Annotated in this window: 27 protein-coding genes; 17 read left to right on the forward strand and 10 right to left on the reverse strand. The window is 68.0% G+C overall.

Annotated features, from left to right (window positions below; all coding sequences use genetic code 11):
- Positions 1-23: 23 nt before the first annotated feature.
- Positions 24-1151 (forward strand): peptide chain release factor 2, encoded by a 1128-nt coding sequence (gene prfB, locus FFS08_RS05710; protein ID WP_137863738.1) that lies wholly within the window; start codon positions 24-26, stop codon positions 1149-1151.
- Positions 1148-1915: a class I SAM-dependent methyltransferase gene (locus FFS08_RS05715; protein WP_137863739.1), complete on the forward strand. Its 768-nt coding sequence runs from the start codon at positions 1148-1150 to the stop codon at positions 1913-1915. Before prfB ends, FFS08_RS05715 begins: the two co-directional genes overlap by 4 nt.
- Here the strand turns inward: FFS08_RS05715 and FFS08_RS05720 are convergent.
- Positions 1901-2395: a JAB domain-containing protein gene (locus FFS08_RS05720; protein ID WP_249341177.1), complete on the reverse strand. Its 495-nt coding sequence runs from the start codon at positions 2393-2395 to the stop codon at positions 1901-1903. The two genes, FFS08_RS05715 and FFS08_RS05720, sit on opposite strands and share 15 nt — an antisense overlap.
- 53 nt (positions 2396-2448) lie before the next feature.
- Here FFS08_RS05720 and FFS08_RS05725 point away from each other — a divergent pair, with 53 nt between their 5' ends.
- The 8 genes from FFS08_RS05725 (at position 2449) to FFS08_RS05760 (ending at position 11029) form a co-directional block, all read left to right on the forward strand.
- Complete coding sequence (locus FFS08_RS05725; RefSeq protein ID WP_137863740.1) at positions 2449-3243, forward strand: thymidylate synthase; 795 nt, start codon at positions 2449-2451, stop codon at positions 3241-3243.
- Positions 3240-4121, forward strand: a complete 882-nt coding sequence (locus FFS08_RS05730; RefSeq protein ID WP_137863741.1) for a BPSS1187 family protein — start codon at positions 3240-3242, stop codon at positions 4119-4121. The genes FFS08_RS05725 and FFS08_RS05730 overlap by 4 nt, the downstream gene beginning before the upstream one ends.
- Positions 4122-4313: 192 nt before the next feature.
- Positions 4314-4784 carry a dihydrofolate reductase gene (locus FFS08_RS05735; protein WP_137863766.1) on the forward strand — a complete coding sequence of 157 codons (471 nt, stop codon included), beginning with the start codon at positions 4314-4316 and terminating at the stop codon, positions 4782-4784.
- Positions 4781-5953, forward strand: a complete 1173-nt coding sequence (locus FFS08_RS05740) for a dipeptidase (protein ID WP_137863742.1) — start codon at positions 4781-4783, stop codon at positions 5951-5953. The genes FFS08_RS05735 and FFS08_RS05740 overlap by 4 nt, the downstream gene beginning before the upstream one ends.
- A gap of 170 nt (positions 5954-6123) precedes the next feature.
- The gene (locus FFS08_RS05745) at positions 6124-7050 is read left to right on the forward strand and encodes a bifunctional riboflavin kinase/FAD synthetase (RefSeq protein WP_137863743.1); all 927 of its coding nucleotides are present in this window, start codon (positions 6124-6126) and stop codon (positions 7048-7050) included.
- Positions 7051-7141: 91 nt separating this feature from the next.
- Positions 7142-10057 (forward strand): isoleucine--tRNA ligase, encoded by a 2916-nt coding sequence (locus FFS08_RS05750; protein ID WP_137863744.1) that lies wholly within the window; start codon positions 7142-7144, stop codon positions 10055-10057.
- Positions 10054-10623, forward strand: a complete 570-nt coding sequence (gene lspA, locus FFS08_RS05755; RefSeq protein ID WP_137863745.1) for a signal peptidase II — start codon at positions 10054-10056, stop codon at positions 10621-10623. The genes FFS08_RS05750 and lspA overlap by 4 nt, the downstream gene beginning before the upstream one ends.
- Positions 10616-11029, forward strand: coding sequence for a DUF3035 domain-containing protein (locus tag FFS08_RS05760; RefSeq protein WP_137863746.1), 414 nt, complete (start codon positions 10616-10618; stop codon positions 11027-11029). Before lspA ends, FFS08_RS05760 begins: the two co-directional genes overlap by 8 nt.
- Before the next feature lie 120 nt (positions 11030-11149).
- Here FFS08_RS05760 and FFS08_RS05765 read toward each other — a convergent pair whose 3' ends face one another.
- From FFS08_RS05765 to FFS08_RS05780, 4 genes are all read right to left on the reverse strand, one after another.
- Positions 11150-11944: a TorF family putative porin gene (locus FFS08_RS05765; protein WP_137863747.1), complete on the reverse strand. Its 795-nt coding sequence runs from the start codon at positions 11942-11944 to the stop codon at positions 11150-11152.
- A gap of 256 nt (positions 11945-12200) precedes the next feature.
- Complete coding sequence (locus FFS08_RS05770; protein ID WP_137863767.1) at positions 12201-12665, reverse strand: RidA family protein; 465 nt, start codon at positions 12663-12665, stop codon at positions 12201-12203.
- Positions 12666-12673: 8 nt separating this feature from the next.
- On the reverse strand, positions 12674-13309 hold the full coding sequence (locus tag FFS08_RS05775; RefSeq protein WP_137863748.1) for an HAD family hydrolase: 636 nt from the start codon (positions 13307-13309) through the stop codon (positions 12674-12676).
- Positions 13306-13572, reverse strand: coding sequence for a DUF3572 family protein (locus FFS08_RS05780; protein WP_137863749.1), 267 nt, complete (start codon positions 13570-13572; stop codon positions 13306-13308). The genes FFS08_RS05775 and FFS08_RS05780 overlap by 4 nt, the downstream gene beginning before the upstream one ends.
- 37 nt (positions 13573-13609) lie before the next feature.
- On the opposite strand from FFS08_RS05780, the gene FFS08_RS05785 reads away from it, so the two are divergent.
- Positions 13610-14050 (forward strand): response regulator, encoded by a 441-nt coding sequence (locus tag FFS08_RS05785; RefSeq protein ID WP_137863750.1) that lies wholly within the window; start codon positions 13610-13612, stop codon positions 14048-14050.
- A 43-nt stretch (positions 14051-14093) separates the two neighbouring features.
- Here the strand turns inward: FFS08_RS05785 and rpmG are convergent, their stop codons facing one another.
- Positions 14094-14261 (reverse strand): 50S ribosomal protein L33, encoded by a 168-nt coding sequence (rpmG, locus tag FFS08_RS05790; RefSeq protein WP_025560997.1) that lies wholly within the window; start codon positions 14259-14261, stop codon positions 14094-14096.
- 288 nt (positions 14262-14549) lie between these two features.
- Between rpmG and FFS08_RS05795 the strand changes: the two genes are divergently transcribed.
- Together FFS08_RS05795 and FFS08_RS05800 are read left to right on the forward strand one after the other, a co-directional pair.
- Positions 14550-15113 carry a TMEM165/GDT1 family protein gene (locus FFS08_RS05795; protein ID WP_137863751.1) on the forward strand — a complete coding sequence of 188 codons (564 nt, stop codon included), beginning with the start codon at positions 14550-14552 and terminating at the stop codon, positions 15111-15113.
- Positions 15114-15209: 96 nt separating this feature from the next.
- Positions 15210-15707, forward strand: coding sequence for a Dps family protein (locus FFS08_RS05800; RefSeq protein WP_137863752.1), 498 nt, complete (start codon positions 15210-15212; stop codon positions 15705-15707).
- Between the two features lie 71 nt (positions 15708-15778).
- Here FFS08_RS05800 and FFS08_RS05805 read toward each other — a convergent pair whose 3' ends face one another.
- Positions 15779-16108 carry a hypothetical protein gene (locus FFS08_RS05805; protein WP_137863753.1) on the reverse strand — a complete coding sequence of 110 codons (330 nt, stop codon included), beginning with the start codon at positions 16106-16108 and terminating at the stop codon, positions 15779-15781.
- Between the two features lie 35 nt (positions 16109-16143).
- A complete protein-coding gene (locus FFS08_RS05810) occupies positions 16144-16989 on the reverse strand; it encodes a metallophosphoesterase (RefSeq protein WP_137863754.1) in 846 nt (281 codons plus the stop codon).
- A gap of 49 nt (positions 16990-17038) precedes the next feature.
- On the opposite strand from FFS08_RS05810, the gene FFS08_RS05815 reads away from it, so the two are divergent.
- From FFS08_RS05815 to FFS08_RS05825, 3 genes are read left to right on the forward strand one after another with little or no spacing between them, the layout of a single operon-like run.
- The gene (locus FFS08_RS05815) at positions 17039-18616 is read left to right on the forward strand and encodes a cisplatin damage response ATP-dependent DNA ligase (RefSeq protein WP_137863755.1); all 1578 of its coding nucleotides are present in this window, start codon (positions 17039-17041) and stop codon (positions 18614-18616) included.
- A gap of 16 nt (positions 18617-18632) precedes the next feature.
- Positions 18633-19070, forward strand: a complete 438-nt coding sequence (locus FFS08_RS05820; protein WP_137863756.1) for a hypothetical protein — start codon at positions 18633-18635, stop codon at positions 19068-19070.
- On the forward strand, positions 19067-19897 hold the full coding sequence (locus tag FFS08_RS05825) for an EamA family transporter (protein ID WP_249341178.1): 831 nt from the start codon (positions 19067-19069) through the stop codon (positions 19895-19897). Before FFS08_RS05820 ends, FFS08_RS05825 begins: the two co-directional genes overlap by 4 nt.
- A gap of 33 nt (positions 19898-19930) precedes the next feature.
- On the opposite strand, the gene FFS08_RS05830 is transcribed toward FFS08_RS05825, so the two are convergent.
- Positions 19931-21253, reverse strand: coding sequence for a S41 family peptidase (locus FFS08_RS05830; protein ID WP_171012487.1), 1323 nt, complete (start codon positions 21251-21253; stop codon positions 19931-19933).
- A gap of 103 nt (positions 21254-21356) precedes the next feature.
- Here FFS08_RS05830 and FFS08_RS05835 point away from each other — a divergent pair, with 103 nt between their 5' ends.
- Positions 21357-21830 (forward strand): Lrp/AsnC family transcriptional regulator, encoded by a 474-nt coding sequence (locus tag FFS08_RS05835; RefSeq protein ID WP_171012488.1) that lies wholly within the window; start codon positions 21357-21359, stop codon positions 21828-21830.
- Positions 21831-22002: 172 nt separating this feature from the next.
- Here the strand turns inward: FFS08_RS05835 and FFS08_RS24200 are convergent.
- On the reverse strand, positions 22003-22713 hold a 711-nt coding region (locus FFS08_RS24200; protein WP_137871819.1), incomplete at its 5' end, for a cold-shock protein.

Consider the following 22713-nt stretch of genomic DNA (forward strand, 5'->3'; position numbering starts at 1 on the left):
GGTTAGTTCGAAAGGTAAAACCCATGCGCGCCGAAGCGCAGGCACATGTCGACAACATCAAGGAGTCGCTCGCGCTGCTCCGCCGCTTCCTCGATTGGGATCGCGCACTGCGCCGGCTCGACGAGCTGAACGCGCGCGTCGAGGATCCCACCTTGTGGAACGACGCCAAGGCCGCCCAGGACGTGATGCGCGAGCGCCGTCGCCTGGATGAAGCGATCAGTGCCACCCGCGCGATCGAGACCGAGCTCAACGACACCGCCGAGCTGATCGAGATGGCCGAGGCCGAAGGCGACGAGGAAATGGCGAGCGAAGGCACCGCCAGCCTCGCCGCGCTGGCCGAGCGCGCCGAGAAGGACAAGGTGATGGCGCTGCTATCGGGCGAGGCCGATGGCAACGACACCTATATCGAAATCAATTCGGGCGCCGGCGGCACCGAGAGCAACGACTGGGCCGGCATGCTCCAGCGCATGTACACGCGCTGGGCGGAACGGCACGGGCTCAAGGTCGAGCTGATCGACTATCATGCCGGCGAACAGGCGGGCATCAAGTCGGCGACGCTGCTGGTGAAGGGCGAGAACGCCTATGGCTATGCCAAGACCGAGAGCGGCGTGCATCGCCTCGTCCGCATCTCGCCCTATGACAGCGCGGCGCGGCGCCACACCAGCTTCTCGTCCATCTGGGTCTATCCGGTGATCGACGACAATATCGAAGTCGAGATCAACGAGAGCGAACTGCGCATCGACACCTATCGCGCATCGGGCGCAGGCGGCCAGCACATCAACACCACCGATTCGGCGGTGCGCATCACGCACCTGCCCACGGGTATCGTCGTGCAGTGCCAGAACCAGCGCTCGCAGCACAAGAACAAGGCCGAGGCCTATAACCAGCTGCGCGCCCGCCTCTACGAGCGCGAGCTGGCCGAGCGCGAGGCCGCGGCGAACGCGACCAACGCCACCAAGACCGATATCGGCTGGGGCCACCAGATCCGCTCCTATGTCCTCCAGCCCTATCAGCTGGTGAAGGACCTGCGCACCGGCGTGACGTCCACCGCACCTTCGGACGTGCTCGACGGAGACCTCGACGCCTTCATGGCGGCTGCGCTATCGCAGCGCGTGACCGGCGAGACGGTCGAAGTGGAGGATGTCGATTGAGACCGGGCCTCGCCCTGCTCCTGGGATTGACGCTGGCCGCGTGCAGCGGCGGGCCGTCGCTCGACAATCAGGAAGAGGGCGCCCCCGCGACCAATAGCGGCTTCCCGGCCGCCGATCGCCCGGTCGCCACCATCCTCTCCCCGCGCTGGTCGACCGAGGAAGCCCGCGACCGGCTGAACGAAGCGGCGCAGGTGATGGACCTGGCCGGGATCAAGCGCGACATGACCGTGGCCGATATCGGCGCGGGCGAAGGCTATTACACCGTCCGCCTGGGCGCCCGGGTCGGCAAGAAGGGCCGTGTCGTCGCCGAGGACATCGTGCCCGACACGATCCAGAAGCTGGCCGGCCGCGTGATCCGCGAACGGCTCGACAATGTCAGCGTGCGCCTGGGCCTGCCCGCCGATCCGCGCTTGCCCGAGAACAGCTTCGATCGCGTCCTCATGGTCCATATGTACCACGAGATCGAGAGTCCCTATGAGTTCCTGTGGCGCCTGCGCCCCGCGCTCGCGCCCGACGGCCAGGTGGTGGTGGTCGATGCCAATCGCCCGACCCAGGACCACGGCACGCCGCCCGATCTGCTCAAATGCGAGTTCGCCGCGGTGGGCTACACGCTCGCCTCGATCCGGCCGATGCCCTCGGCCGGCGGCTATATCGCCATCTTCCAGGTGCAGGGCGAGCGGCCCGAGCCGAGCGCGATCCGTGCCTGCAAGAGCGGCAAGACCGCCACGCCGGCCAGCATGTCCAGGGAATCAAAGGAGCCCTAGGCTCCGGAAGCTGGTGACGCCGCGCGCCGCGATCACCAGGTGATCGAGCAGCCGCACGCCCAGCGTGTCGAGCGCCCGGGCCAGCCGCTCGGTCGTCTCGCGATCGGCCCGGCTCGGCGTCGGATCGCCGCTCGGGTGATTGTGCGCCATCACCACGGCAAAGGCATGAAAGGCGATCGCGTCCGCAGCCACCTCGCGCAGCGGCAGGTCGAGCCGGTCGCGATGCGCCGAACGGACATGGCGCATGCCCAGCACCTGCTGGTGCCGGTCGAGATAGGCGAAGGCCAGCACTTCCACCGTCTCGCGCGCGAGCGGCGCGAACAGCGCGCCCGCGGCCCGGGCATCGGCAAGGCGAAGGGGCGGATTCTCGGCGCCGGACAGCATCGCGCGGCGCTGCCATTCGCCATCGGCCCGCCGAAGCGCGAGCCGGTCCGTTCCGGACGGACGCTCCGGCCCGCCGAGAGGCGTGTTTCTCCACAATGGAGATATCTCGCCCGCTTGGCGGCAGCGGGACGCGGGACTAGGTTGCACATATGCAGCAATATCTCGACCTGATGGCACGCGCGCTGAACGACGGCGCCGAGCAGATGGACCGCACCGGAACGGGCACGCGCAGCGTGTTCGGCCACCAGATGCGCTTCGACCTGTCGAAGGGCTTCCCGCTGCTCACCACCAAGAAGCTGCACCTGCGCTCGATCATCATCGAGCTGCTCTGGTTCCTGCGCGGCGACACCAATGTGAAGTGGCTGCAGGAACGCAAGGTCAGCATCTGGGACGAATGGGCCGATGCGGCGGGCGAGCTCGGCCCGGTCTATGGCAAGCAGTGGCGCGACTGGGAAGCGGCGGACGGCCGCCACCTCGACCAGATCGCCGAACTGATCGAGACACTGAAGACCAGCCCCCATTCGCGCCGCATGGTCGTCTCCGCCTGGAACCCGGGCGAGCTCCACGCCATGGCGCTGGCGCCCTGCCACTGCCTGTTCCAGTGCCATGTCGCGAACGGCCGGCTGAGCCTCCAGCTCTACCAGCGCTCGGCCGACATCTTCCTGGGCGTGCCGTTCAACATCGCCAGCTACGCGCTGCTCACCCATCTCCTCGCGCAGCAGGCGGGGCTGGAAGTGGGCGATTTCGTCTGGACCGGGGGCGATTGCCACCTCTATTCGAACCATCTGGAGCAGGCCCGCGAACAGCTCGCGCGCACGCCGGGCCCGCCGCCGCGGCTGGAGATCCTCCGCAAGGCCCCGGCGATCGACGCCTATGAATATGAGGATTTCGCGATCCACGACTATGCGGCCCAGCCGCACATCAAGGCGCCGGTGGCGGTGTGATCCGGCTCGCCGCCCTCGCCCTGCTGGCGACGGTGCCGGCGGCGGACCCGGTGACCGGCTATCAGGTCGTTCCCTCCCGGGCGGATCCCGCGGTCAAGGCGTTCGACGATCCGAACTATGTCTTCGCCGCAGACGCGCTGCCGGCCGGTGCGCCGCTCGCGCTGTTCCTGCCGGGCACCAACGGCAAGCCCGAATATAATGCCGATCTGATGCGCTTCGTCGCCGGGCTCGGCTACCGGGCGATCGCGCTCAGCTACGACAATGCTCCGGCCGTGGTGCAGGTCTGCACCGCCGACCCCGATCCGGACTGCGCGAGCGATTTTCGCGAGATGCGGATCTTCGGCACCGGCAAGTCCAGGACGGTGTCCAACCCCCGGGCCGAGGCCATCGTGCCGCGCCTGGTCGCGCTGCTCCGCCTGCTCGACAGGGAGCAGCCGGCCAGGGGCTGGGGCCATTATCTCGATGGCGACGGGCTGAACTGGGAAGCGATCCTCGTCTCTGGCCAGTCGCAGGGCGCGGGCATGGCGGCGTGGATCGCCAGGCGCCACAAGGTCCGCCGTGTCGTGCTCTTCTCGAGCCCCTGGGAAACCAGCGGCCGCCAGCGCAGGCCCGCGCCGTGGATCTCCGGGCCAGGCGCCACGCCGATCGCGCGCTGGCAGGCAGCGTATAACAGCCGCGAGAACACCGTGCCGCTGATCCAGGCGGCCTATGCCGCGCTCGGCCTGCCGGCGGCGCAGATCCATGTGCTGACGCGCGACCCGCCGCCGGGCTTCGGCGCGAACAGCCCCAATCCCTATCATGGCGCCGGCATCCGCGACCCGCGCTATGCCGAGGTCTGGCGCACGATGTTCGGCAAGGGCACCGACACGCCCGAGTGACGCCGCCCCCCGCCGCCGATATCGCACGGGTCTTCCAATATGGGATCTCATCTGCTTCTCTCGGCGCATGACCGCAGCCGCGCGCCTCGCCTCGACGATGTCCAACCAGGCCGCCGTGCCGGGGAACGGGAAACCCGCCCCGCACGCCCTGAGCTTCCTGAACATCCGTGCCGCCGGAGCCCCCGAATGCCGCTGATTTCCTTCCATCTCGCCCGCGCCGACAACGGCGTGATCGGCGTCGACGGCAAGCTGCCCTGGCACCTGCCCGCCGATCTCCGGCGCTTCAAGGCGCAGACCATGGGCAAGCCGATGATCATGGGCCGCAAGACCTTCGAGAGCTTCCCGGCGCCGCTGCCCGGCCGCCGCCACATCGTGCTGACCCGCGATGCCGCCTGGCGGGCCGAGGGCGCGGAGGTGGCGCATTCGCCGGCGGCCGCGCTGGCGCTGGCCGGGCCCGGCGAAGTCGCGGTGATCGGCGGCGCCGAGGTGTTCGCGCTGTTCGCCGCCGATCGGATCGAGCTCACCGAAGTCCATGCCGCGCCGCACGGAGACGCGATCGTCCCCGCTTTCGGGGTTGAATGGCACGAAGTTGCGCGCGAGGATTTCGTCGAGGAAGCGGGGCGCCCTGCCTATAGCTTCGTGACGCTGGAGCGGGTGCGATGAAGAAGAAGATCCTGTGGGGCGTGCTGATCCTGCTCCTGCTGGCCGTGGTCGGCTTTTTCGGCTTCGCGCCGGGGATCGTCGAAGGCAGCATGAACAAGGTGGTGCCGGTCAAGCTCGCCCGGCCGAGCGACGCAGTGAAGCAGCTGCACGCCTCGCTCCAGATCGCCGACATGCATGCCGATACGCTGATGTGGTGCCGCAGCCTGCTCGAGCGCTCGAACACCGGCCAGGTCGACCTGCCCCGGCTGATCGAGGGCAATGTCGCGCTCCAGGTCTTCTCCTCGGTCACCAAGACGCCCAAGCACCAGAATTACGACGCCAATTCCGGCGATACCGACAACATCACCCTGCTCACCGTCGCGCAGCTCCAGCCGCCCAAGACCTGGACTTCGCTGCTCGAGCGCTCGCTCTTCCATGCCCGCAAGCTCGATCGCGCCGCCGCCGGCTCGAACGGCAAGCTGCGCGTGATCCATACGCCCGCGGAGCTTGACCAGCTCCTCGCCGATCGCGCCCGCGGCAAGACCGTCGTGGGCGGTATGCTCTCGATCGAGGGGCTGCAGGACCTGGAGGGGCAGCTCGCCAATCTCGACAAGCTCCATGCCGCGGGCTTCCGCATGGCCGGGCTCGCGCATTTCTTCGACAATGACATCGCCGGATCGATGCACGGCATCCACAAGGGCGGGCTCACCCCGCTCGGCCGCCAGGTGGTGCAGCGGATGGAGCAGCTCGGCATGATCGTCGACATCGCCCATTCGAGCCACGAATCGGTCGCCGAGATCCTGGCGATGGCGAAGCGCCCGGTCGTCTCCAGCCATGGCGGTGTGCAGGCGACCTGCAAGGTCAACCGCAACCTGACCGATGCGGAGATCCAGGGCGTGGCGCGCACCGGCGGCGTGGTCGGCATCGGCTATTGGGACGCGGCGGTGTGCGGCACCGAGCCGGCGAATGTCGTCCGCGCGATTCTCCATGTGCGCGACCTGGTGGGGATCGACCATGTCGGCCTCGGCTCGGATTTCGACGGCGCGGTGACTACCGGCTGGGATTCGTCGCAGCTGATCGCGATCACCGGGGCGCTGGTCGACGCCGGGCTCGCGCCCGAGGACATCCGCAAGGTGATGGGCGGCAACGTCCTGCGCGTGATCCGCGCGGGGATCGTGCCGGGACAATAAGGCCTGAACGCGTTGACCGGCCTGTTCCCCGGCGAAGGCCGGGGTCCAGTCTCGGCACATGCAGTTAGGTCGCCGAGCCTCTCGAGCGATATGGCGACTGGGCCCCGGCCTTCGCCGGGGAACAGCTGAGCATGTTGGCAGACCAAGCCTCCCCCCCTATAGCCCCGCCCATGGAGCGGCTGGACGGCGGCTCGGCAGTCCCGCCCCGCTATCGGGGCGCGATCGTCGCGCTCGGCAATTTCGACGGGTTTCACCTGGGGCATCAGGCAGTGGTGGGCCATGCGGTGGCGCGTGCCCGGGCCGAGGGGCGGCCGGCGATCGTCGGCACCTTCGATCCGCATCCCCAACGCTATTTCCGCCCGGACAGCCCGTGGTTCCGCCTCACCACCATGGACCAGCGCCAGCGCCTGCTCGCCGAAGCCGGTATCGATGCGATGCTGGTCTTCCCGTTCAACGCCGCGCTGGCGGCACTCAGCGCGCGCGGCTTCGCCGAGGAGCGGCTGGTCGGGTTCATCGGCGCGGGCGGCGTGGTGACCGGCGGCGACTTCACGTTCGGCAAGGGGCGCGAAGGCGATGTCTCCACGCTCGCCGCGCTCGGCGCCGCGCTGGGCTTCTCCGCCGAGACGGTGGCGCCGGTCCGGCTCGATGGCGAGATCGTCTCGTCGAGCCGCATCCGCGCGCATCTGCGCGAGGGCCGGCCGGCCGATGCCGCGCGGCTGCTCACCCGTCCCTTCGCAATCGAAGGCGTGGTCCAGCATGGCGACCAGGTCGGCCGCACCCTGGGCTTCCCCACCGCCAATCTCAGCCTCGCCAACTATCTCCGCCCCGCCTATGGCATCTATGCGGTGCGCGGGCGCCTGGCCGATGGGCGCGTGCTGGACGGCGTTGCCAGCCTGGGCATCCGCCCCACCTTCGAGCCGCCGGTCGAGCTGCTCGAACCCTATTTCTTCGATTTCTCCGGCGACCTCTATGGCCAGACGATCGAAGTACAGCTGATCGACTATCTGCGCCCCGAGGCGAAGTTCGATTCGCTCGACGCGCTCAAGCGGCAGATGGACGCCGATGCGGCCCGCGCGCGGGCGCTGCTGGCTCGATAGCCCCGAATATTCGCCCAAAACCATCCGTCCGGCGCGGCATCAGAACATCTGCTTTGCATGCCGCGCGGCTTCCTCTAATTCCCGCGCATCCATGAGCGACCAACAAGACTATCGCGAAACCGTCTTCCTGCCGAAGACCGAGTTCCCCATGAAGGCCGGCCTTGCCCAGAAGGAGCCGGCCATCCTCGCGCGCTGGGCGAAGATCGGGCTGTACGACAAGCTGCGCACGCAGCGTGCCGGCCGCACCCGCTTCATCCTGCACGACGGCCCGCCCTATGCGAATGGCGACATTCACATGGGCCATGCGATGAACAAGGTGCTGAAGGACATCATCGTCCGCTCGCAGAGCCTGATGGGCAAGGACGCGCCCTATATTCCGGGCTGGGACTGCCACGGCCTGCCGATCGAGTGGAAGGTCGAGGAGGCCTATCGCGCGAAGAAGCAGAGCAAGGACGAAGTCGATCCCGTCGCCTTCCGCGCCGAATGCCGCGCCTATGCCGAGAAATGGGTGGGCGTGCAGCGCGAGCAGTTCGAGCGGCTGGGCGTGATGGGCGACTGGCCCAATCCCTATCTGACGATGAACTTCGAGAGCGAGGCGATCATCGCCGGCGAGCTGCTCAAGTTCGCCGAGAGCGGCCAGCTCTATCGCGGTGCCAAGCCGGTGATGTGGTCCCCGGTCGAGAAGACCGCGCTGGCCGAGGCCGAGATCGAATATGAGGACATCGTCTCGACGCAGATCGACGTGGCGTTCGAGATTTCCAGTTGGCCATCTCAGCCTCAGTTCGGCCGCACGGCCCATGCAGTAGTTTGGACCACCACGCCCTGGACTATTCCCGTCAATCAAGCGCTGGCCTATGGCGCCGACGTCGATTACGTCGGTGTCCAGTTCGATCTCGGGCTGGATTTGGAGCCGGGTCATGATCCGAACCACCCCGACGTAAGTGGTGGCAATGCGCTTTACGAAGCGCTCGACGGACAAGTGTTCATCGTTGCCGAGGCACTCCAATCGGCGTTCGCTGATCGCGTGATGCTTGCTTTGCGCAAGCAGAAGATCGATCCGAAGGCGACCTTCACGCACGAACTGAGCGTGGTTTGGCGCGGCAAGGGCTCCGACCTCGCCGACGCAACAGCCCGGCACCCGATGCACGAGCTCGGCGGCTTCTTTGCCAAGCCCCGCCCCTTCCTGCCCGGCGACTTCGTCACCACCGATGCCGGTACCGGCCTCGTCCATATGGCGCCGGATCACGGCGAGGACGACTTCCTGCTGTGCAAGGCGCACGGCATCGATCCGGTGTTCGCGGTCGATGCGGCGGGCATGTACCGGGCGGACTGGCTGTGGCTCGGCGGCCAGGGCAGCGTGATCAACAAGAAGTTCGTCGCCTCGGACGGCCCGATCTGCTCGGACCTGCGCGAGGCCGGCGCGCTGCTCGCCGCTTCGGACGATTTCGCGCACAGCTATCCGCACAGCTGGCGCTCCAAGGCCAAGGTGATCTTCCGCTGCACCCCGCAATGGTTCATTCCCATGGACCGGCCGAGCGGCGCGACGCACGACACCAGCTGGGACGAGGAATCGCGCGAGGCCAGCGCCTCGAACGGCGCCACCCTGCGCGGCGTCGCGCTCGATGCGATCGAGAACACCCGCTGGATGCCCGAGCGCGCGATCAACCGCATCCGCGCGATGGTGGAGGGGCGGCCGGATTGGGTGATCAGCCGCCAGCGCGCCTGGGGCGTGCCGATCGCGCTCTACGTCCAGCGCCAGACCGGCGAGTATCTGCGCGATCCGGACGTGAACGCCCGCATCCTGGAGGCGTTCGCCACCGGCGGCGCCGATGCGTGGTTCCAGGCCGATCACCAGCAGCTGCTCGGGCCGAAATACGACCTCGCCCATTATGAGGTGATCACCGACATTCTCGACGTCTGGTTCGATTCGGGCTCGACGCACAGTTTCGTGATCGAGGCGCGCTACGGCGCCGGCACCCGCGCCAACCTCTATGTCGAGGGTTCGGACCAGCATCGCGGCTGGTTCCAGTCGTCGCTGCTCGAAAGCGCGGGCACGCGCGGCCGGGCACCCTATGACGCGGTGCTGACCCATGGCTTCGCACTCGACGGCCAGGGCAAGAAGATGTCCAAGTCGCTCGGCAACGTCGTCGATCCGCTCAAGATCATCGGCGAGAGCGGCGCGGACATCCTGCGCCTCTGGGTCGCCCAGACCGATTATTTCGAGGATGTCCGCATCGGCAAGGAAGTGCTGGCGGGCACCGGCGACACCTATCGCAAGGTCCGCAACACTTTCCGCTACCTGCTCGGCGCGCTCGACGGGTTCGGCGAGGCCGAGCGGGTCGGCGTGGCCGAGATGCCCGAGCTGGAGCGCCATGTCCTCGCCAAGCTGGCCGAGCTGGACAAGGAGCTGCGCGACGCGGCGGACGCGTTCGAGTTCAACCGCTACAGCCGCGCGCTCACGGATTTCATGAACGAGGACCTGTCGGCCTTCTTCTTCGATATCCGCAAGGACTGCCTCTATTGCGACGCGCCCACGGATCCGAAGCGCCGCGCCTATCGCACGGTGCTCGACGTGCTGTTCCACGCGCTGGTGCGCTATGCCGCGCCGATCCTCGCCTTCACGGCCGAGGAAGTGTGGCAGGCGCGCTTCCCGAGCGAGGATGAATCGGTCCATCTGCTCGAATGGCCGGTGCTGCCTCAGGGCGCAGCGGTGGAGAGCGACTGGAACGCGATCCGGGCACTGCGCCAGCAGGTGACCGAAGCGATCGAGCCCTATCGCCGCGAGAAACAGGTCCGCTCCAGCCTCGAGGCCGAGGTGACGGTGCCCGATCTGCCGGCATCGGCGGAGGATCTCGCCGAATTGTTCATCGTTTCCGCGGTGACGCAGGGCGAAACGGTCACCGTCATGCCCACCCAGCGCCATAAATGCGGCCGGTGCTGGCGGCATCTCCCGGAAGTTGCGCAGGACGGCGCCTTGTGCGACCGCTGTGCCGGGGTGGTGGAATGAACGTGACTCGTGGAATCGGCTTCGCGGTGGCGGCCCTGGTTTTCGTCATCGATCAGGTGACGAAGCTGCTCGTCGTGCGCGCACTGGGCGTCGACCTCAAATTCGTCCAGACGCTGATCGGCCAGAAGCTGGGGCTGGACGGGCTCAACCACGTCCAGGAAGTGCTGCCGATCTTCGACCTGCGCTTCGTCGCGAACATCGGCGTGTCGCTCGGCCTGTTCGCCGCCAACAGCGACGCGACTCGCTGGCTGCTGGTGGCGCTCACCGGCGCGATCGCGGCCGGGGTGATCTGGTGGATGTTCCGCGAGAAGAAGCTGCCGGACGTCTGCGCGCTCGGCATGGTGCTGGGCGGCGCGCTGGGCAACATCCTCGATCGCGCACGGCTCGGCTTCGTCGTCGATTTCGCCGACCTGCATTTCGGGACATGGCGCCCGTTTTTGGTCTTCAACGTCGCCGATGCGGCGATTACCATCGGCGTGCTGATCCTGTTGATCCGCGCGCTCCTCGTGCGCGATAAGGCCGCAGGCGACAGCCCGGCCGCTGTGGAGAATGAAGTCAATGCGTAAGACCGTTACCATCGTGAGCGCCATTGCGCTCGCGGCATCGCTCTCCGCCTGCGGCAAGCGCGGCTATGATCGCGCGCGCCCCGACGAGTTCGCCGTCGCCCGCCAGGCGCCGCTGGTGATCCCGCCCGATTTCGCGCTGGTGCCGCCGCAGCCGGGTGCCCCGCGCCCGCAGGAAGGCAATCCGGCCAACCAGGCGCTCGACGCGATGTTCGGCGGATCGGCTGCGCGCAGTCCCGGCGAGCAGGCGGTCATGGACCAGTCGGGCAGCACCGGTGCCGATCAGGGCGCGCGCTCGACCGCGGGCAGCCCGGGCACGACGGTGATCGACAAGGGCTCGACCACGCGCGACATCGTCGCCGCGCCCGAAGGCGACGGCAAGGACGCCAAGGCCAGCACACCGAAATAAGCGGGCGCCCGCCCGTTCCGAACGAAAAAAGCGCCGGCCCGCACCCCCTTGCAGGCCGGCGCTTTCGCATGACGGAGAACAGGGGGCAGGGAGCAGCGCGCCGCTCCCCCTCCCCCGATTCTAGAAGGCGACGCTCACCGAGCCGAGGATCCCGCCCTTGGCCGCATCCTTGCCGCTCGGCGTGATGTAATTGGTGTCAGTGTCGACATAGGAGACGCCGAAGGTCAGCGACTTCCAGGTCGCCGTCGCCCCCAGCGACCAGTCGGTATATTCGCTGGTCGGGCCCGACAGCCAGCTCGGCCCCCAGGTGTGGCCGAGATGGGCAGTGAGCCCGATCGGCGTCCGGGGGATCGCCACCGACAGGTCGCCGGCCAGGTAGAAATTGTCCTGCTTCGGCAGCGTGCCGCTCTGGCCCTGGTCGATCGCCAGCGCCTTCTGCTTCGGCGCATAATTGCCGGTGATCTTCGCCGTGGCCGGCCCGATCGCATAGGAGACCGAGGCATAGGGCTCGATGAAGTCCGAGGCGCTCCTGTCGCCCGCGAAACCCGGGCGCGTGCCCGGATAGACATAATAGAGCGCGCCGACATCAACAGTGACGCCACCGTCGAAAGCGTGCTTGTAGCCGGCGATCAGGTCGAGCTCCTGATGGGCGGTGCCGTGGACGGTGACATAGTCGTCGATCGACGAGCCCCAGACCGAGACGTAGAAGCCCGACTGATGGGCAATGGTGATGCCGCCCTGCACGGCGAAATTGCCGTCGGTCTGCGAGATACCGCGGAACTTATAGTCGCTGACCACGCCGACGCTGCCGCTGATCGTCACGGCGGGAGGCGGATCGGTCTGATCCTGGGCCATTGCGGGGGTAGCCGCGGCCGCGGCCGCGAGCACGGCGAAGCTGATCATGGTGTAGCGCATGGAATACCCTTCCCGTTCGTTCAAAAAAGGGTTCCCGCCTGCTGCTTCGGTACGGCGTCGACTGGAGGCTCGTCGGCCTGCGCTGCTCGCGAAGCACGACGTACTTGCCGCACCTCGCTGCACCGCACAACATTAATTGCTGGTCCGTCACGGGATCGTGACAAACTGTTGCTACGCAGCCACAGACGACCGAAACGGGACCGGCCCGCTCCCCACGAGGAGGAACGGGCCGGCACCGAAAACCGCGGGGAGGATCTCAGCGGATCTGGACGACCGCGTCCACTTCCACTGCCACGCCCAGCGGCAGGGCGGGCACGCCCACCGCGCTGCGGGCATGGCGGCCGGCATCGCCGAACAGCGCCTGCATCAGTTCCGAGGCGCCATTGGCCACCTTGGGCTGGTCGGTGAAATCGGCGGCGGAATTGACGAACACGCCCAGCTTTACGATTCGCTCTACGCGCGACAAGTCGCCGTCGAGATACTTCTTGATCTGCGCGACCAGCATCAGCGCGCAGCGCTGCGCAGCCTCGGTGCCGAACGCCAGATCGCGGTCCTCGCCCAGCCGGCCGGTCATCAGCACGCCGTCCTTGAAGGGAATCTGGCCCGAGACGTGGAGCAGGCCGTTCGCCTCCACCACGGGGATATAGGCGGCGACGGGCGCCGCGGCTTCGGGAAGGGTGAGGCCCAGCTCTTCGAGCTTGCGATCGACATGGGTGGTCATGGCCTTGCTCAACCACTCGCCGCGTCGGCGGTCAAGCCCGCGTCGAAGCGCGCCTCGATCCAGCCCAGCGCCTCGCGCCAGTCGTCGATCCGGGCATGGGCGTGCGGCGCCCGGGCCACGCTCGGCGCCAGGCTGGGCTCGGCGACCATGTGGAGGCGAAAGACCTGCGGCGCATGCTTCGCCACCGATTCGTGGTGCACGGCGAGATCGTCGACGAACACGGTGACGCTCGGCCGATATTCCTCGATCAGCCGCAGCACCGGCGAGCCCTTGCCGCCCTGGTTGCACTCCACCCGGTGCGCGATGCCGTGATTGGCGAGCTGCGCGATGCGATGCGAACGGCAATGGTCCTGGAGATTGGTCAGCACGACGATGTCGGCCCGTTCGGCCAGCGCGGCAAGCGCCTCGCGGGCATGCGGCACCAGGGTCTGGCGCTCCATCTCGCCCGGGAAGAAACCGTCGAGCAGGCCCCACATCTCTTCGCGCTCGATCACGGTCGCATCGGCGCGGCGGCGCATCGAATTGGCGAAATCGCCGCCATCGGGCTTGAACTCGATATCGTGCGTCTCGCCCAGCCACACGCCGAAATGGCGCACCATGTGGAGCAGGACCTCGTCGCAATCGGTGATCAGCAGGGGTTTCATGATCTTTCCAGCGTCGCCCGGGCGGCGACCAGTTGTTCGGGGCTTATGTCGAGTGCCGCCGCGCAGGCGACAAGATCGGGCTCGTATGATTCGAGAAACGACAGAGTCGCGGCGAGCAGCAGTGCCTCACTCGCCCGCGCGCGCAGTTCGGCGGGATCGAGGCCGGTCAGGTCGAGCAGGCGCCGCGCCCGCGATTCCTCGCCCAGCGTCCAGACAAGTGCCTGCAGCGCCAGCGCTTCTGCATTTGTTTCCGCGCTCGCCATACCCTACATCACCCGAGAGTCGATCCGGGGGTAGCGCGTGGCAAAAAGGGTGCTCGTTGTCGAGGACAACGAACTCAATCTGAAGCTGTTCTGCGACCTGCTGCGCGCGCACCAGTTCGAAGCCGAGCCGGTGCGCGACGGGCGCGAGGCAGTGGCCCGCGCGCGCGACTTCGATCCGCAGCTGGTGGTGATGGACATCCAGATGCCGCATGTGACGGGGCTCGAGCTGATCCAGCACATGAAGCTGGACCCCAGGCTGCGCGCCATCCCGATCATGGCGGTGACTGCCTATGCGGGCCGCGAGGACGAAGAACGGATCCGCGCGGCGGGCGCGAATGCCTATGTCTCCAAGCCGATCAGCCTGGTGCGTTTCATGGAGGAAGTGCGCGCGCTGATGCCGGCCGAATCGGCAACCCAGACGCCGGCTGCGGCCACAGAAGAAGCCCCGCAGCCAAAGGGCCCGGGGCTTCTCTTCTGATCGATCCCCCGCAGACGCGGGGGCTGCAATCCGCGCGTGCGGATTACTTGATCTTGGCTTCCTTGAACTCGACATGCTTGCGCACGACGGGATCGTACTTGCGGAACGAGAACTTCTCGGTCTGGGTACGCGGATTCTTCTTCGTGACGTAGAAGAAACCCGTGTCCGCCGTGCTGACGAGCTTGATCTTGACAGTGGTCGGCTTGGCCATGACCCAACAACCCTTGAATCTGCGAAATGAAAAGAGCGGCACGCCGGGGCGCACCGCTGCCAGACGCGGGCAACTGTGCGATTCTCGACCAAAAGTCAAGGCTGATACCCAATGCCTCCCCGCCCGCGCCTCGGGAAGGGAACCGTTCGCGCCGGCAACATGGTCGAGGCGCCGCCATAGAGCCTTGCTCGGCACGCCCCTCTCCCAGCAAGCCGAGGGAGCAATCGCGTCTATCCTTCACGCAGGCTTAACCGAACCGCCGCATGATGCCGGCCGAAAGGGAGGCGCATGGAAGCTCTCGTCCCGGCCTTCCTTCTGGCCGTCCTCACCCAGCTCTGCGACAAGCCAGCCATGCTCGGCGCGATCCTCGCCGATCGCTACGGCCGGCCGCTCGCCGTGGCATTCGCGGCGGGGCTGGCACATGCCGCCACCAATTTCGCTGCCGCTGTCGGCGGCGCGCTGATCGGGCCGATGATGACGCCCAATGCCCGCGCGCTGCTGCTCGCGATGGCGCTGATCTTCGGCGCACTCGGGGCGATCGGATCGAACAAGGTGAAGGACCGGCTCGACGGCTGGAAGCTCGGCTCCTTCTTCACTGCATTCCTGGGCGTGCTCATTCTCTCCTTCGGCGAGAGCACGCCCTTCTTCACGCTCGCCCTCTCCACCGGCGGCCAGCCCTGGTTCGCCGCGACCGGCGCATCGATCGGCGCCTTCGCGGTGGCCTTCGTCGCCGCGGCGCTCGGCGAGCGGAGCTGGGCCGCCGCGCCCTGGCGCTGGGTGCGCATCCTAAGCGGCATCAGCTTCCTGATCGCCGGCTGCTGGATCGGCGTGAACGCGCTGCGCCTGACCTGATCGATCTCTGAGATCGGCAAAATGCGAATGCGCCGGGCGGACCCGATCCTATATGCCGTTCGTTGACCCTGCGAACCGAATTCCGGGAGGACGAACATGGCTGATACCAATGCGGCGCTCCGCACCCCTACCGATCTCAACCGCAACGACACCAGAAGCGTCGCGGACGCGCTGAACGGCGCGCTGGCGGATTGCTTCGCACTCTATCTCAAGACGAAGAATTTCCACTGGCACGTCTCGGGCCCGCATTTCCGCGACTATCACCTGCTGCTCGACGATCAGGCGGCGCAGATCTACGGCATCACCGATGCGATCGCCGAGCGCGTGCGCAAGACCGGCAACGTCACGCTGCGCTCGATCGGCGACATCGCCCGCCGCCAGACGCTGACCGACAATGACGCGGACTATGTCGCGCCCGGCGACATGCTCGCCGAACTGCGCGAGGATAATCTCAAGCTGATCGAGAGCTTCCGCACGGTGAAGCAGGCGGCCGAGGATGCCGGCGACAATGCGACCAGCGGCATCGTCGACGAATGGACCGATCAGGCCGAGGAACGCGCCTGGTTCCTGTTCGAGGCTTCGCGCAAGGGCTGATCCGGCGCCCGCGCGAATCGCCCGCGCGAATCGGATGAAGGGGCCGGACGGCGAGTCCGGCCCCTATCGTGTCACTTGACCTTGGCGAGGTCCGCGTCGAGCTTGGCCAGTATCTCGTCGGTCAGCTTGCCTTCCGAGAAGGGCTGGATCGCGCGGAAGCTCATTGCCTTGAACTGCTCATAGGCAGGGTGCTTGTCGATATCGCCCAGGCCGTCGGCGACGAGGACTGCCTTGGCGCCTTCGTTGGCGAACAGGGTTTCGATCGGCGTGTCGGCGCTGAACTTCGCCGCCGGGGCGGGTGCGGCGGCCGGCGCCGGAGTCGCGGCGGGCGCGGGCGCAGTCTGGGCGAATGCGGCAACGGGCGCGCAGGCGAGCAGGGCGGCAGTGAGAACGAGCTTCATTATCGGGAGACCCCTCCGGTGGTGGAGCGCCGAACCTAACTCGCTTTTCGTGTCCGCACCATTGCCGGCGGCACGAGCGTGACCAGCCAGACATCGGGCCGCGCACCCAGGCGGAACGGCACCCCGCTGGTGCCAAGCCCCGCGGTGACGATCACCGTGCGCGTACCCTCGCGCACCAGCCCGCAGCGATAGCGGGTGCCGTAGCGGCTGACCTGCGGCGCGATATTGTGCCCGAAGATCAGGGCCTGTCCGCAATGAGTATGCCCGGCGAGCAACAGGCGCGCATCGCCGGGGAGGTCCGGCGCGATGTCGGGCGAATGCGTGACCAGCACGATCGGTCGCCCCAGGGCCCGTGCCGCGCGCAGCGTCGCCGGGGCATCGGCGTGGTGGGAGAAATCGTCGCTGACTCCGCCCAGCGCGATCGGCCCGCGCAACGCGGCCTGATTCTCCAGCACCGTCACGCCCGCCCGCTGCAGCTGGTCGCGCACCGCCTGCGGGCCGGTCCAGTAATCATGGTTGCCGAGCACCGCCGCCACACCGAGCGGCGCGCGCAGCTGTCGCAGCGGCCCCACCATCGGCGGCCCCAGCTTCGCTGCTCCCTGCGGGTCGTGCCCGAAGATGAAGTCGCCCGCGATCACCACCAGATCGGGCTCGAGCGCATTGACCTGCCCGACGATCCGCCCGAGCCGCGCCGGCCCCATCGCGACGGTGCCGATATGGATGTCGCTCAGCAGCGCGATTCGCACCGGCCGGTCCAGCCCCGGCATCGCCACTTCGGCGCGGCGGACCACGGGATCGCTCGTCGCCTCGCGGTAGCACCAGCCGACAAGGCCGGCGAACGACAAGGCGAGGCCGGCGAGAAGGACGATCAACTTGCGCATGCGGGCATCGTAACGGGAGCGCATCGGCTGCGCCATGCGTTGCCGCCTCATGCGTGCATTTGCCGACCTGCTCGATGGCCTGATCTATACGCGTTCGCGCAACGCCAAGCTCAAGCTGATCGGCGACTATCTGCGCGCAACGCCCGATCCGGACCGCGGCTGGGCGATGGCGGCGCTCACCGGCACACTCGATCTGCCGGCGGTGAAGCCCGCGCTGATCCGCGCAATGGTCGAGGCGCGCGTCGATCCGGTGCTCTATGCGATGAGCCGCGACTTCGTCGGCGATTCGGCCGAGACGATCGCACTGCTCTGGCCCGAACCCGCAACGCCGCCCGAAGCGGGAGCGCCGCTCACCATCTCCCAGGTCGTCGCGACGCTCGGCGGGATCTCGAGATCCGATGCGCCCGCGATCCTCGCCGCGATGCTCGACCGCCTCGATGCCGATGCGCGCTTCGCCCTGCTCAAGCTCGCCACTGGCGCCCTGCGCGTCGGCATCTCGGCCCGGCTCGCCAAGACGGCGCTGGCCCAGGCCTTCGGGCTCGACGTCGATGCGGTGGAGGAAGTGTGGCACGGCCTCGCCCCGCCCTATACGCCGCTGTTCGACTGGGCCGAGGGTCGCGGCACGCAGCCGAGCGCGCGCGACGTGCCCGTCTTCCGCCCCTTCATGCTCGCGCACCCGCTCGAACAGGATAGCCTCGACCTCGCCGACTATGCCGCGGAGTGGAAATGGGACGGGATCCGCGTCCAGCTCGTCCATGTCGCGGGCGAGACGCGGCTCTACAGCCGCGCGGGCGACGACATCACCCGCAGCTTCCCCGAAATCACCGCCGCCTTCGCCACACCCGGCGTGCTGGACGGCGAGCTGCTGGTGAAAGGCGCGTTCCAGGGCGGGGAAGCCGCGAGCTTCAACACGCTTCAGCAGCGCCTCGGCCGCAAACAGGTCGGCGCGAAGACCCTGGCCGACTATCCCGCGTTCGTCCGGCTCTACGACATCCTCTTCGACGGCGCGGAGGATCTGCGCGCGCTGCCCTGGTCGGCGCGCCGGCTCCGCCTCGAAGCCTTCGCTCCGCGCCTCGATTCCGAGCGGTTCGACGTCTCGGCCGTGATCGAGGCAGCGGATTTCGCTGCGCTGGAGGCGATTCGCGCCGGCGCCCGCGACGCATCGATCGAAGGCGTCATGCTCAAGCGACGCGACTCGCCCTATGTCGCCGGGCGCCGCGCGGGCCTCTGGTACAAATGGAAGCGCGACCCGCTGATCGCCGATTGCGTGCTGATGTACGCCCAGCGCGGCTCCGGCAAGCGCAGCAGCTTCTATTCCGACTATACCTTCGGCGCCTGGACGGCCGAGGGCGAGCTGCTGCCCGTGGGCAAGGCCTATTTCGGCTTCACCGACGAGCAGCTGAAATGGCTCGATCACCATGTCCGCACCCACACGATCAATCGCTTCGGACCGGTCCGCGAGACCGACAAGAGCCTGGTCCTCGAAGTCGCCTTCGATTCGATCCACGAATCGCGGCGGCACAAATCCGGCCTCGCAATGCGCTTCCCGCGGATCAGCCGCATCCGCACCGACAAGCCGGCACGGGAAGCGGACACGATCCAGACGTTGCGCAAGCGCGTCACCTGAGTCAGTTTCGCACGCCATGGCCGAGGGAAATCGTATCGCGGTTCCGCCCCTGATCGCCTGCGTGCTCGCGGGCCCCGTCCCCGCATCGCTGCTCGCCGCCTTTGCCGGCAGCGGCGGTGCCGATTCGCTGCTGCGGGTCTGGGGCACGCTGGCGCTGTTCGGCATCTGCTATGCCCTGCTCGTCGGCGCACCTATCGCGCTGATTTTCCTGCGGGATCCCGCATTGCCCTGGCGCCGCTGGATCGGGGCCACCCTGCTCGCCGGGCTGATCACCACTGCGATCATCCTGGGCTGGACCGCGCTCAGCAGCGCACGACACCTCCTCGCCGGGCAATGGGGCGCGTTCCAAGTGCTGATGCTCTGGCTGGTGGTCCCGCTGGTGCTCTTTTCCGGCATCGTCTCCCGCATCCTGCTCGCGCTCTGGCTCCGGCACGCTCGCGACGCCGCCTGGTGAATCCGGAACTGCTCGCCCCGGCGATGATGATCGCCTCGGGCTCGATCCATGCGGTGGTCAACGCGATCCTGAAGGGCGGCCGCGACAAGATGGCCGGCCGCGCGATCATCGACGGATCGAGCGCGCTGATCCTGCTTCCCGCCACGCTGATCGTGCCGCTGCCGAGCGGCGCCTGGGGCTGGCTCGGCCTGAGCGCCCTCATCCATTGCCTCTATCTCTACGCCGTCGTCCGCGCCTTTGAGACGAGCGACTTCTCCGCCGCCTATCCGGTGATGCGCGGCGTCGCGCCGATGCTCACCGCAGCGCTGGCGATACTGGCCTTCGGGGAAAGCGTCTCGATGCGCGAACTCCTCGGCATCGCCTTGATCGGCGGCGCCGTCGCGACGCTGGTGATCGGCCGCCATCTCGGCCGCGCCGGATTCGGCTGGGCATTGCTCACCGCAGCCATGATCGGATGCTACACCATCACCGACGCGCAGGGCGTGCGCGCCGCGCCGCGGCCGGCCAGCTATGTCGTCTGGTCCTTCGTCGTATCGGGCACGGCGATCGTCGCCATGTTCGGACTGGCCTCGCGCGGCCGCATCTTCAAGGCCGCGCTCGGTCAATGGAAGCCGGGCGCGGCCGCCGGCGCGCTGTCGATCGTCACCTATGGCCTCGCGCTCAACGCCTATGCGCTCGGCGCCGTCGCACCGCTCGCCGCGCTGCGCGAGACAGGGATGGTCACCGCCCTCGCGATTGCGATTCTCTTCCTCGGCGAACGCGTGACGCCGCTACGCGGCTTCAGCGTGCTCGGCATACTCGGCGGCGCGGCGCTGATCCTGGGCTAGCGCCGGCCGCTCCCGGGCCGGGGATCGCCTTCTTCAGTCCTTGGTCGCCGGGCTGCTGGTGCCGTCGGCCCGCTCGATCACGGCGCCGGTGATCGCGCCGTTGCCGGTGAAGCGGATGCGGGTACGGGGATCGGCGTCGAATGCGAACAGGTCTCCGCCCAACGGCACCATCGCCGATTTGGACCCGCCGTCGCGCTGCCAGGTGAGCGCGCCATTCTCGATCGCCACCATGCGCGGCCCATAGCGCCCTGCATAGGCGGCGAGCGCCCGGGCCGGCGCCACCGGCGTCACGCGCGCGGCATAGAGCGCGGCGGTCCATTCGAGCTCGACCTTCATCGGCCCCTCGGCCTTCGCCGCCATCCCGGCAGCGGCTTCCTGGAGCGCACGGTCGAGCGCGCGATCGGCGGGTACCGCGATCCGGGGCGCCACGCCCTTCCCTTCCCAATTGCCGCCGCCGGGCAGCTCGGGATAGCCGACCGAGACGCTGATCACGAAGCCGCCGGGCACCGCATAATGCTCGTTGCGATAGGCTGCGCCCGCCGTGGTCTCGCCCACCAGCGTGCCGAAGCCGAGCCGCGCGACGTGGCTGACGAACTCCTCCGCCGCCGATGCCGCGCGATTGCTGGTCAGCACGTAGAGCGGCACCTGCATCCGGCCACCCGGCACTGCCTCGCTCGTCGACGTCGTCGGTGCCGCATTGCGCATGTGGAACGTCACCAGCGGCGTGCCGGGCGCAACGAAATAGCTGGCAATGCGCCTCACGGCGTCGGGACTGCCGCCACCATTGGTGCGCAGGTCGAGCACTGCGGCGTCTCCGTCGCGCAGAAAGACCATCGCCGCGTCCAGCGCCGCCTTGCTCTCCGCTCCGGTCCAGCCAAATCCGTCATAGCGGATGTAGCGGATATTGCCGGGCAGCAGCTTCATCTCGGTGATGCCATAATTGCGCTGGCGCATCATCGCCTTGAAGAAAGGCGTGTCTTCGATCTCGTCATTCTGGCTGCCGCGGCCGGCGATTTCGGCCGACATGCGCGGATCGAAGAACAGCGAGAGATGCTTGTCCTGCGCCACTGCATAAAGGTCTTCGTTCAGCCGGCGAGCGAACTCGCCCGGATCGGCCACCTCGTAGCGCCCGGACGCCAGTCCCTTGGCGAGCGCGGCGTCGAGCCCGGCGCGCTTGGCCGCGATCACATAATTCTCCGCGATCGCCTTGCGGATCCCCGCGACGATCTCGGCCTTGCTCGCCGCCGGCGTAGCGATCGGCGACGGGACGCCGGGGCCACGCGCCGGGCCCTGCTGCGCCTGCGCGGCGGCGACCAGGCCCGTGGAAAGGACCAAAGCGGCAACAACGGTCTTCATGCGTTCCTCCCGAGCTGTATTACTCACATAACACTGCATGGATCGCGGGCCCGGTGCGCGCAATTTCGCCTGTCTGCTTGCCAAAATCTGGCATAGTGCGCGGATGACTAACGACGCCATCGACCTGCGCATCCTGGCGCTGCTCCAGCAGGACGCGCTGATGACGGCCGATCTGCTGGCCGAGCGGCTGCCGCTTTCGCCCAGCGCGATCGCGCGGCGTATCCGCCGGATGCGGGCGGACGGCACGATCGCCGCCGATGTCGCGATCGTCTCGGAGGATGTCGGGCCGTTCCTGTCGGCGCTGGTCCATGTCCAGTTCGACCGCCACTCGCTCGACGCGCTCCAGCATTTCCAGCGCCGGATCCTCGCCAGCCCGCATGTCCAGCTGATGCTGGAAGTGACCGGCAATTTCGATCTCGTGCTGCTCGTCTCGGCGCGCGGCATGGATTCGTTCAACGCGCTGGTCGATTCGCTGCTCGGCGGCGATCCCGTGGTGCGGCGCTATGAGACGAGCTTCGTCAAGCGCCGCCGCAAGTTCACGCCGGCCCTGCCGCTGCACGAGCTGCTCGAAGACTGAGCCGGTTGGCGATGCGCGCGGGAACGCGGCGTCGCTTCGGCAGCGGGATTGCGACTGGCGAGCACCGCCACGGCGTTGCGGGACACCCGCCCCACGGCCCGATTCGCGGCAAAAGCAAAAGGGCCGGACGTTTCCGCCCGGCCCCTTCGATTCGTTCGCCTGACGGCTGACCTCAGCTCGACGGCGTGAGGTTCACCGCAGCGTATTTGCCGCGACGATCGACTTCGAGCTCGAACTCGAGCCGGTCGCCTTCGTTGAGCGTCGGCATGCCCGCGCGCTCGACGGCCGAGATGTGCACGAACGCGTCCGGCTGGCCGTCATCGCGCTGGATGAAGCCGAAGCCCTTCATTGCATTGAAGAACTTGACCGTGCCCGTTGCCTTCTCGCCGGTGAGCTGGCGCTGCGGGCCACCGCGGTCGCCGCCGCCGAAGCCGCCACGATCGCCGCGATCCTCGCGGGGCGCGCGCTCTTCGACCGGCATCGGCTCGCCATCGATCTTCAGCTCGGTGGCCGAGATGCGGCCGCCGCGATCGACGAGCGTGAAGCCAAGCGGCTGGCCCTCGGCCAGGCCGGTGAGGCCCGCCTGCTCGACGGCCGAGATGTGCACGAAGACGTCTTCGCCGCCATCGTCACGAACGACGAAGCCGAAGCCCTTCTGCGCGTTGAAGAACTTAACGACGCCCGTGCCTTCGCCGATGACCTGCGGAGGCATGCGGTTGCCGCCGCCGAAGCCGCCGCCGCCACCGCCGAAGCCGCCACCGCCGCCGCCGCGGAAACCACCGCCGCCGCCGCCGCCGCCGAAGCCGCCGCCACCGCCGCGGTAACCACCGCCACCGCCGCCGCCGAAGCGATCACCGCCGCCGAAACCGCCGCGATCCTCGAA

The sequence above is a fragment of the Sphingomonas sp. 1F27F7B genome (assembly GCF_005503355.1).
Lineage (GTDB): Bacteria > Pseudomonadota > Alphaproteobacteria > Sphingomonadales > Sphingomonadaceae > Sphingomonas.

Excerpts from the sequence above, each read along its gene's own strand:
- lspA (WP_137863745.1), top strand. The coding sequence starts at position 10,054 with ATGAACGTGACTCGTGGAATCGGCTTCGCGGTGGCGGCCCTGGTTTTC.
- FFS08_RS05725 (WP_137863740.1), top strand. The coding sequence starts at position 2,449 with ATGCAGCAATATCTCGACCTGATGGCACGCGCGCTGAACGACGGCGCC.
- FFS08_RS05805 (WP_137863753.1), bottom strand. The coding sequence starts at position 16,108 with ATGAAGCTCGTTCTCACTGCCGCCCTGCTCGCCTGCGCGCCCGTTGCC.
- FFS08_RS05830 (WP_171012487.1), bottom strand. The coding sequence starts at position 21,253 with ATGAAGACCGTTGTTGCCGCTTTGGTCCTTTCCACGGGCCTGGTCGCC.
- FFS08_RS05760 (WP_137863746.1), top strand. The coding sequence starts at position 10,616 with ATGCGTAAGACCGTTACCATCGTGAGCGCCATTGCGCTCGCGGCATCG.
- FFS08_RS05750 (WP_137863744.1), top strand. The coding sequence starts at position 7,142 with ATGAGCGACCAACAAGACTATCGCGAAACCGTCTTCCTGCCGAAGACC.
- FFS08_RS05835 (WP_171012488.1), top strand. The coding sequence starts at position 21,357 with ATGACTAACGACGCCATCGACCTGCGCATCCTGGCGCTGCTCCAGCAG.
- prfB (WP_137863738.1), top strand. The coding sequence starts at position 24 with ATGCGCGCCGAAGCGCAGGCACATGTCGACAACATCAAGGAGTCGCTC.
- FFS08_RS05820 (WP_137863756.1), top strand. The coding sequence starts at position 18,633 with ATGGCCGAGGGAAATCGTATCGCGGTTCCGCCCCTGATCGCCTGCGTG.
- FFS08_RS05795 (WP_137863751.1), top strand. The coding sequence starts at position 14,550 with ATGGAAGCTCTCGTCCCGGCCTTCCTTCTGGCCGTCCTCACCCAGCTC.
- FFS08_RS05775 (WP_137863748.1), bottom strand. The coding sequence starts at position 13,309 with ATGAAACCCCTGCTGATCACCGATTGCGACGAGGTCCTGCTCCACATG.
- FFS08_RS05800 (WP_137863752.1), top strand. The coding sequence starts at position 15,210 with ATGGCTGATACCAATGCGGCGCTCCGCACCCCTACCGATCTCAACCGC.
- FFS08_RS05765 (WP_137863747.1), bottom strand. The coding sequence starts at position 11,944 with ATGCGCTACACCATGATCAGCTTCGCCGTGCTCGCGGCCGCGGCCGCG.
- FFS08_RS05770 (WP_137863767.1), bottom strand. The coding sequence starts at position 12,665 with ATGACCACCCATGTCGATCGCAAGCTCGAAGAGCTGGGCCTCACCCTT.
- FFS08_RS05810 (WP_137863754.1), bottom strand. The coding sequence starts at position 16,989 with ATGCGCAAGTTGATCGTCCTTCTCGCCGGCCTCGCCTTGTCGTTCGCC.
- FFS08_RS05780 (WP_137863749.1), bottom strand. The coding sequence starts at position 13,572 with ATGGCGAGCGCGGAAACAAATGCAGAAGCGCTGGCGCTGCAGGCACTT.
- rpmG (WP_025560997.1), bottom strand. The coding sequence starts at position 14,261 with ATGGCCAAGCCGACCACTGTCAAGATCAAGCTCGTCAGCACGGCGGAC.
- FFS08_RS05740 (WP_137863742.1), top strand. The coding sequence starts at position 4,781 with ATGAAGAAGAAGATCCTGTGGGGCGTGCTGATCCTGCTCCTGCTGGCC.
- FFS08_RS05745 (WP_137863743.1), top strand. The coding sequence starts at position 6,124 with ATGGAGCGGCTGGACGGCGGCTCGGCAGTCCCGCCCCGCTATCGGGGC.
- FFS08_RS05815 (WP_137863755.1), top strand. The coding sequence starts at position 17,039 with ATGCGTGCATTTGCCGACCTGCTCGATGGCCTGATCTATACGCGTTCG.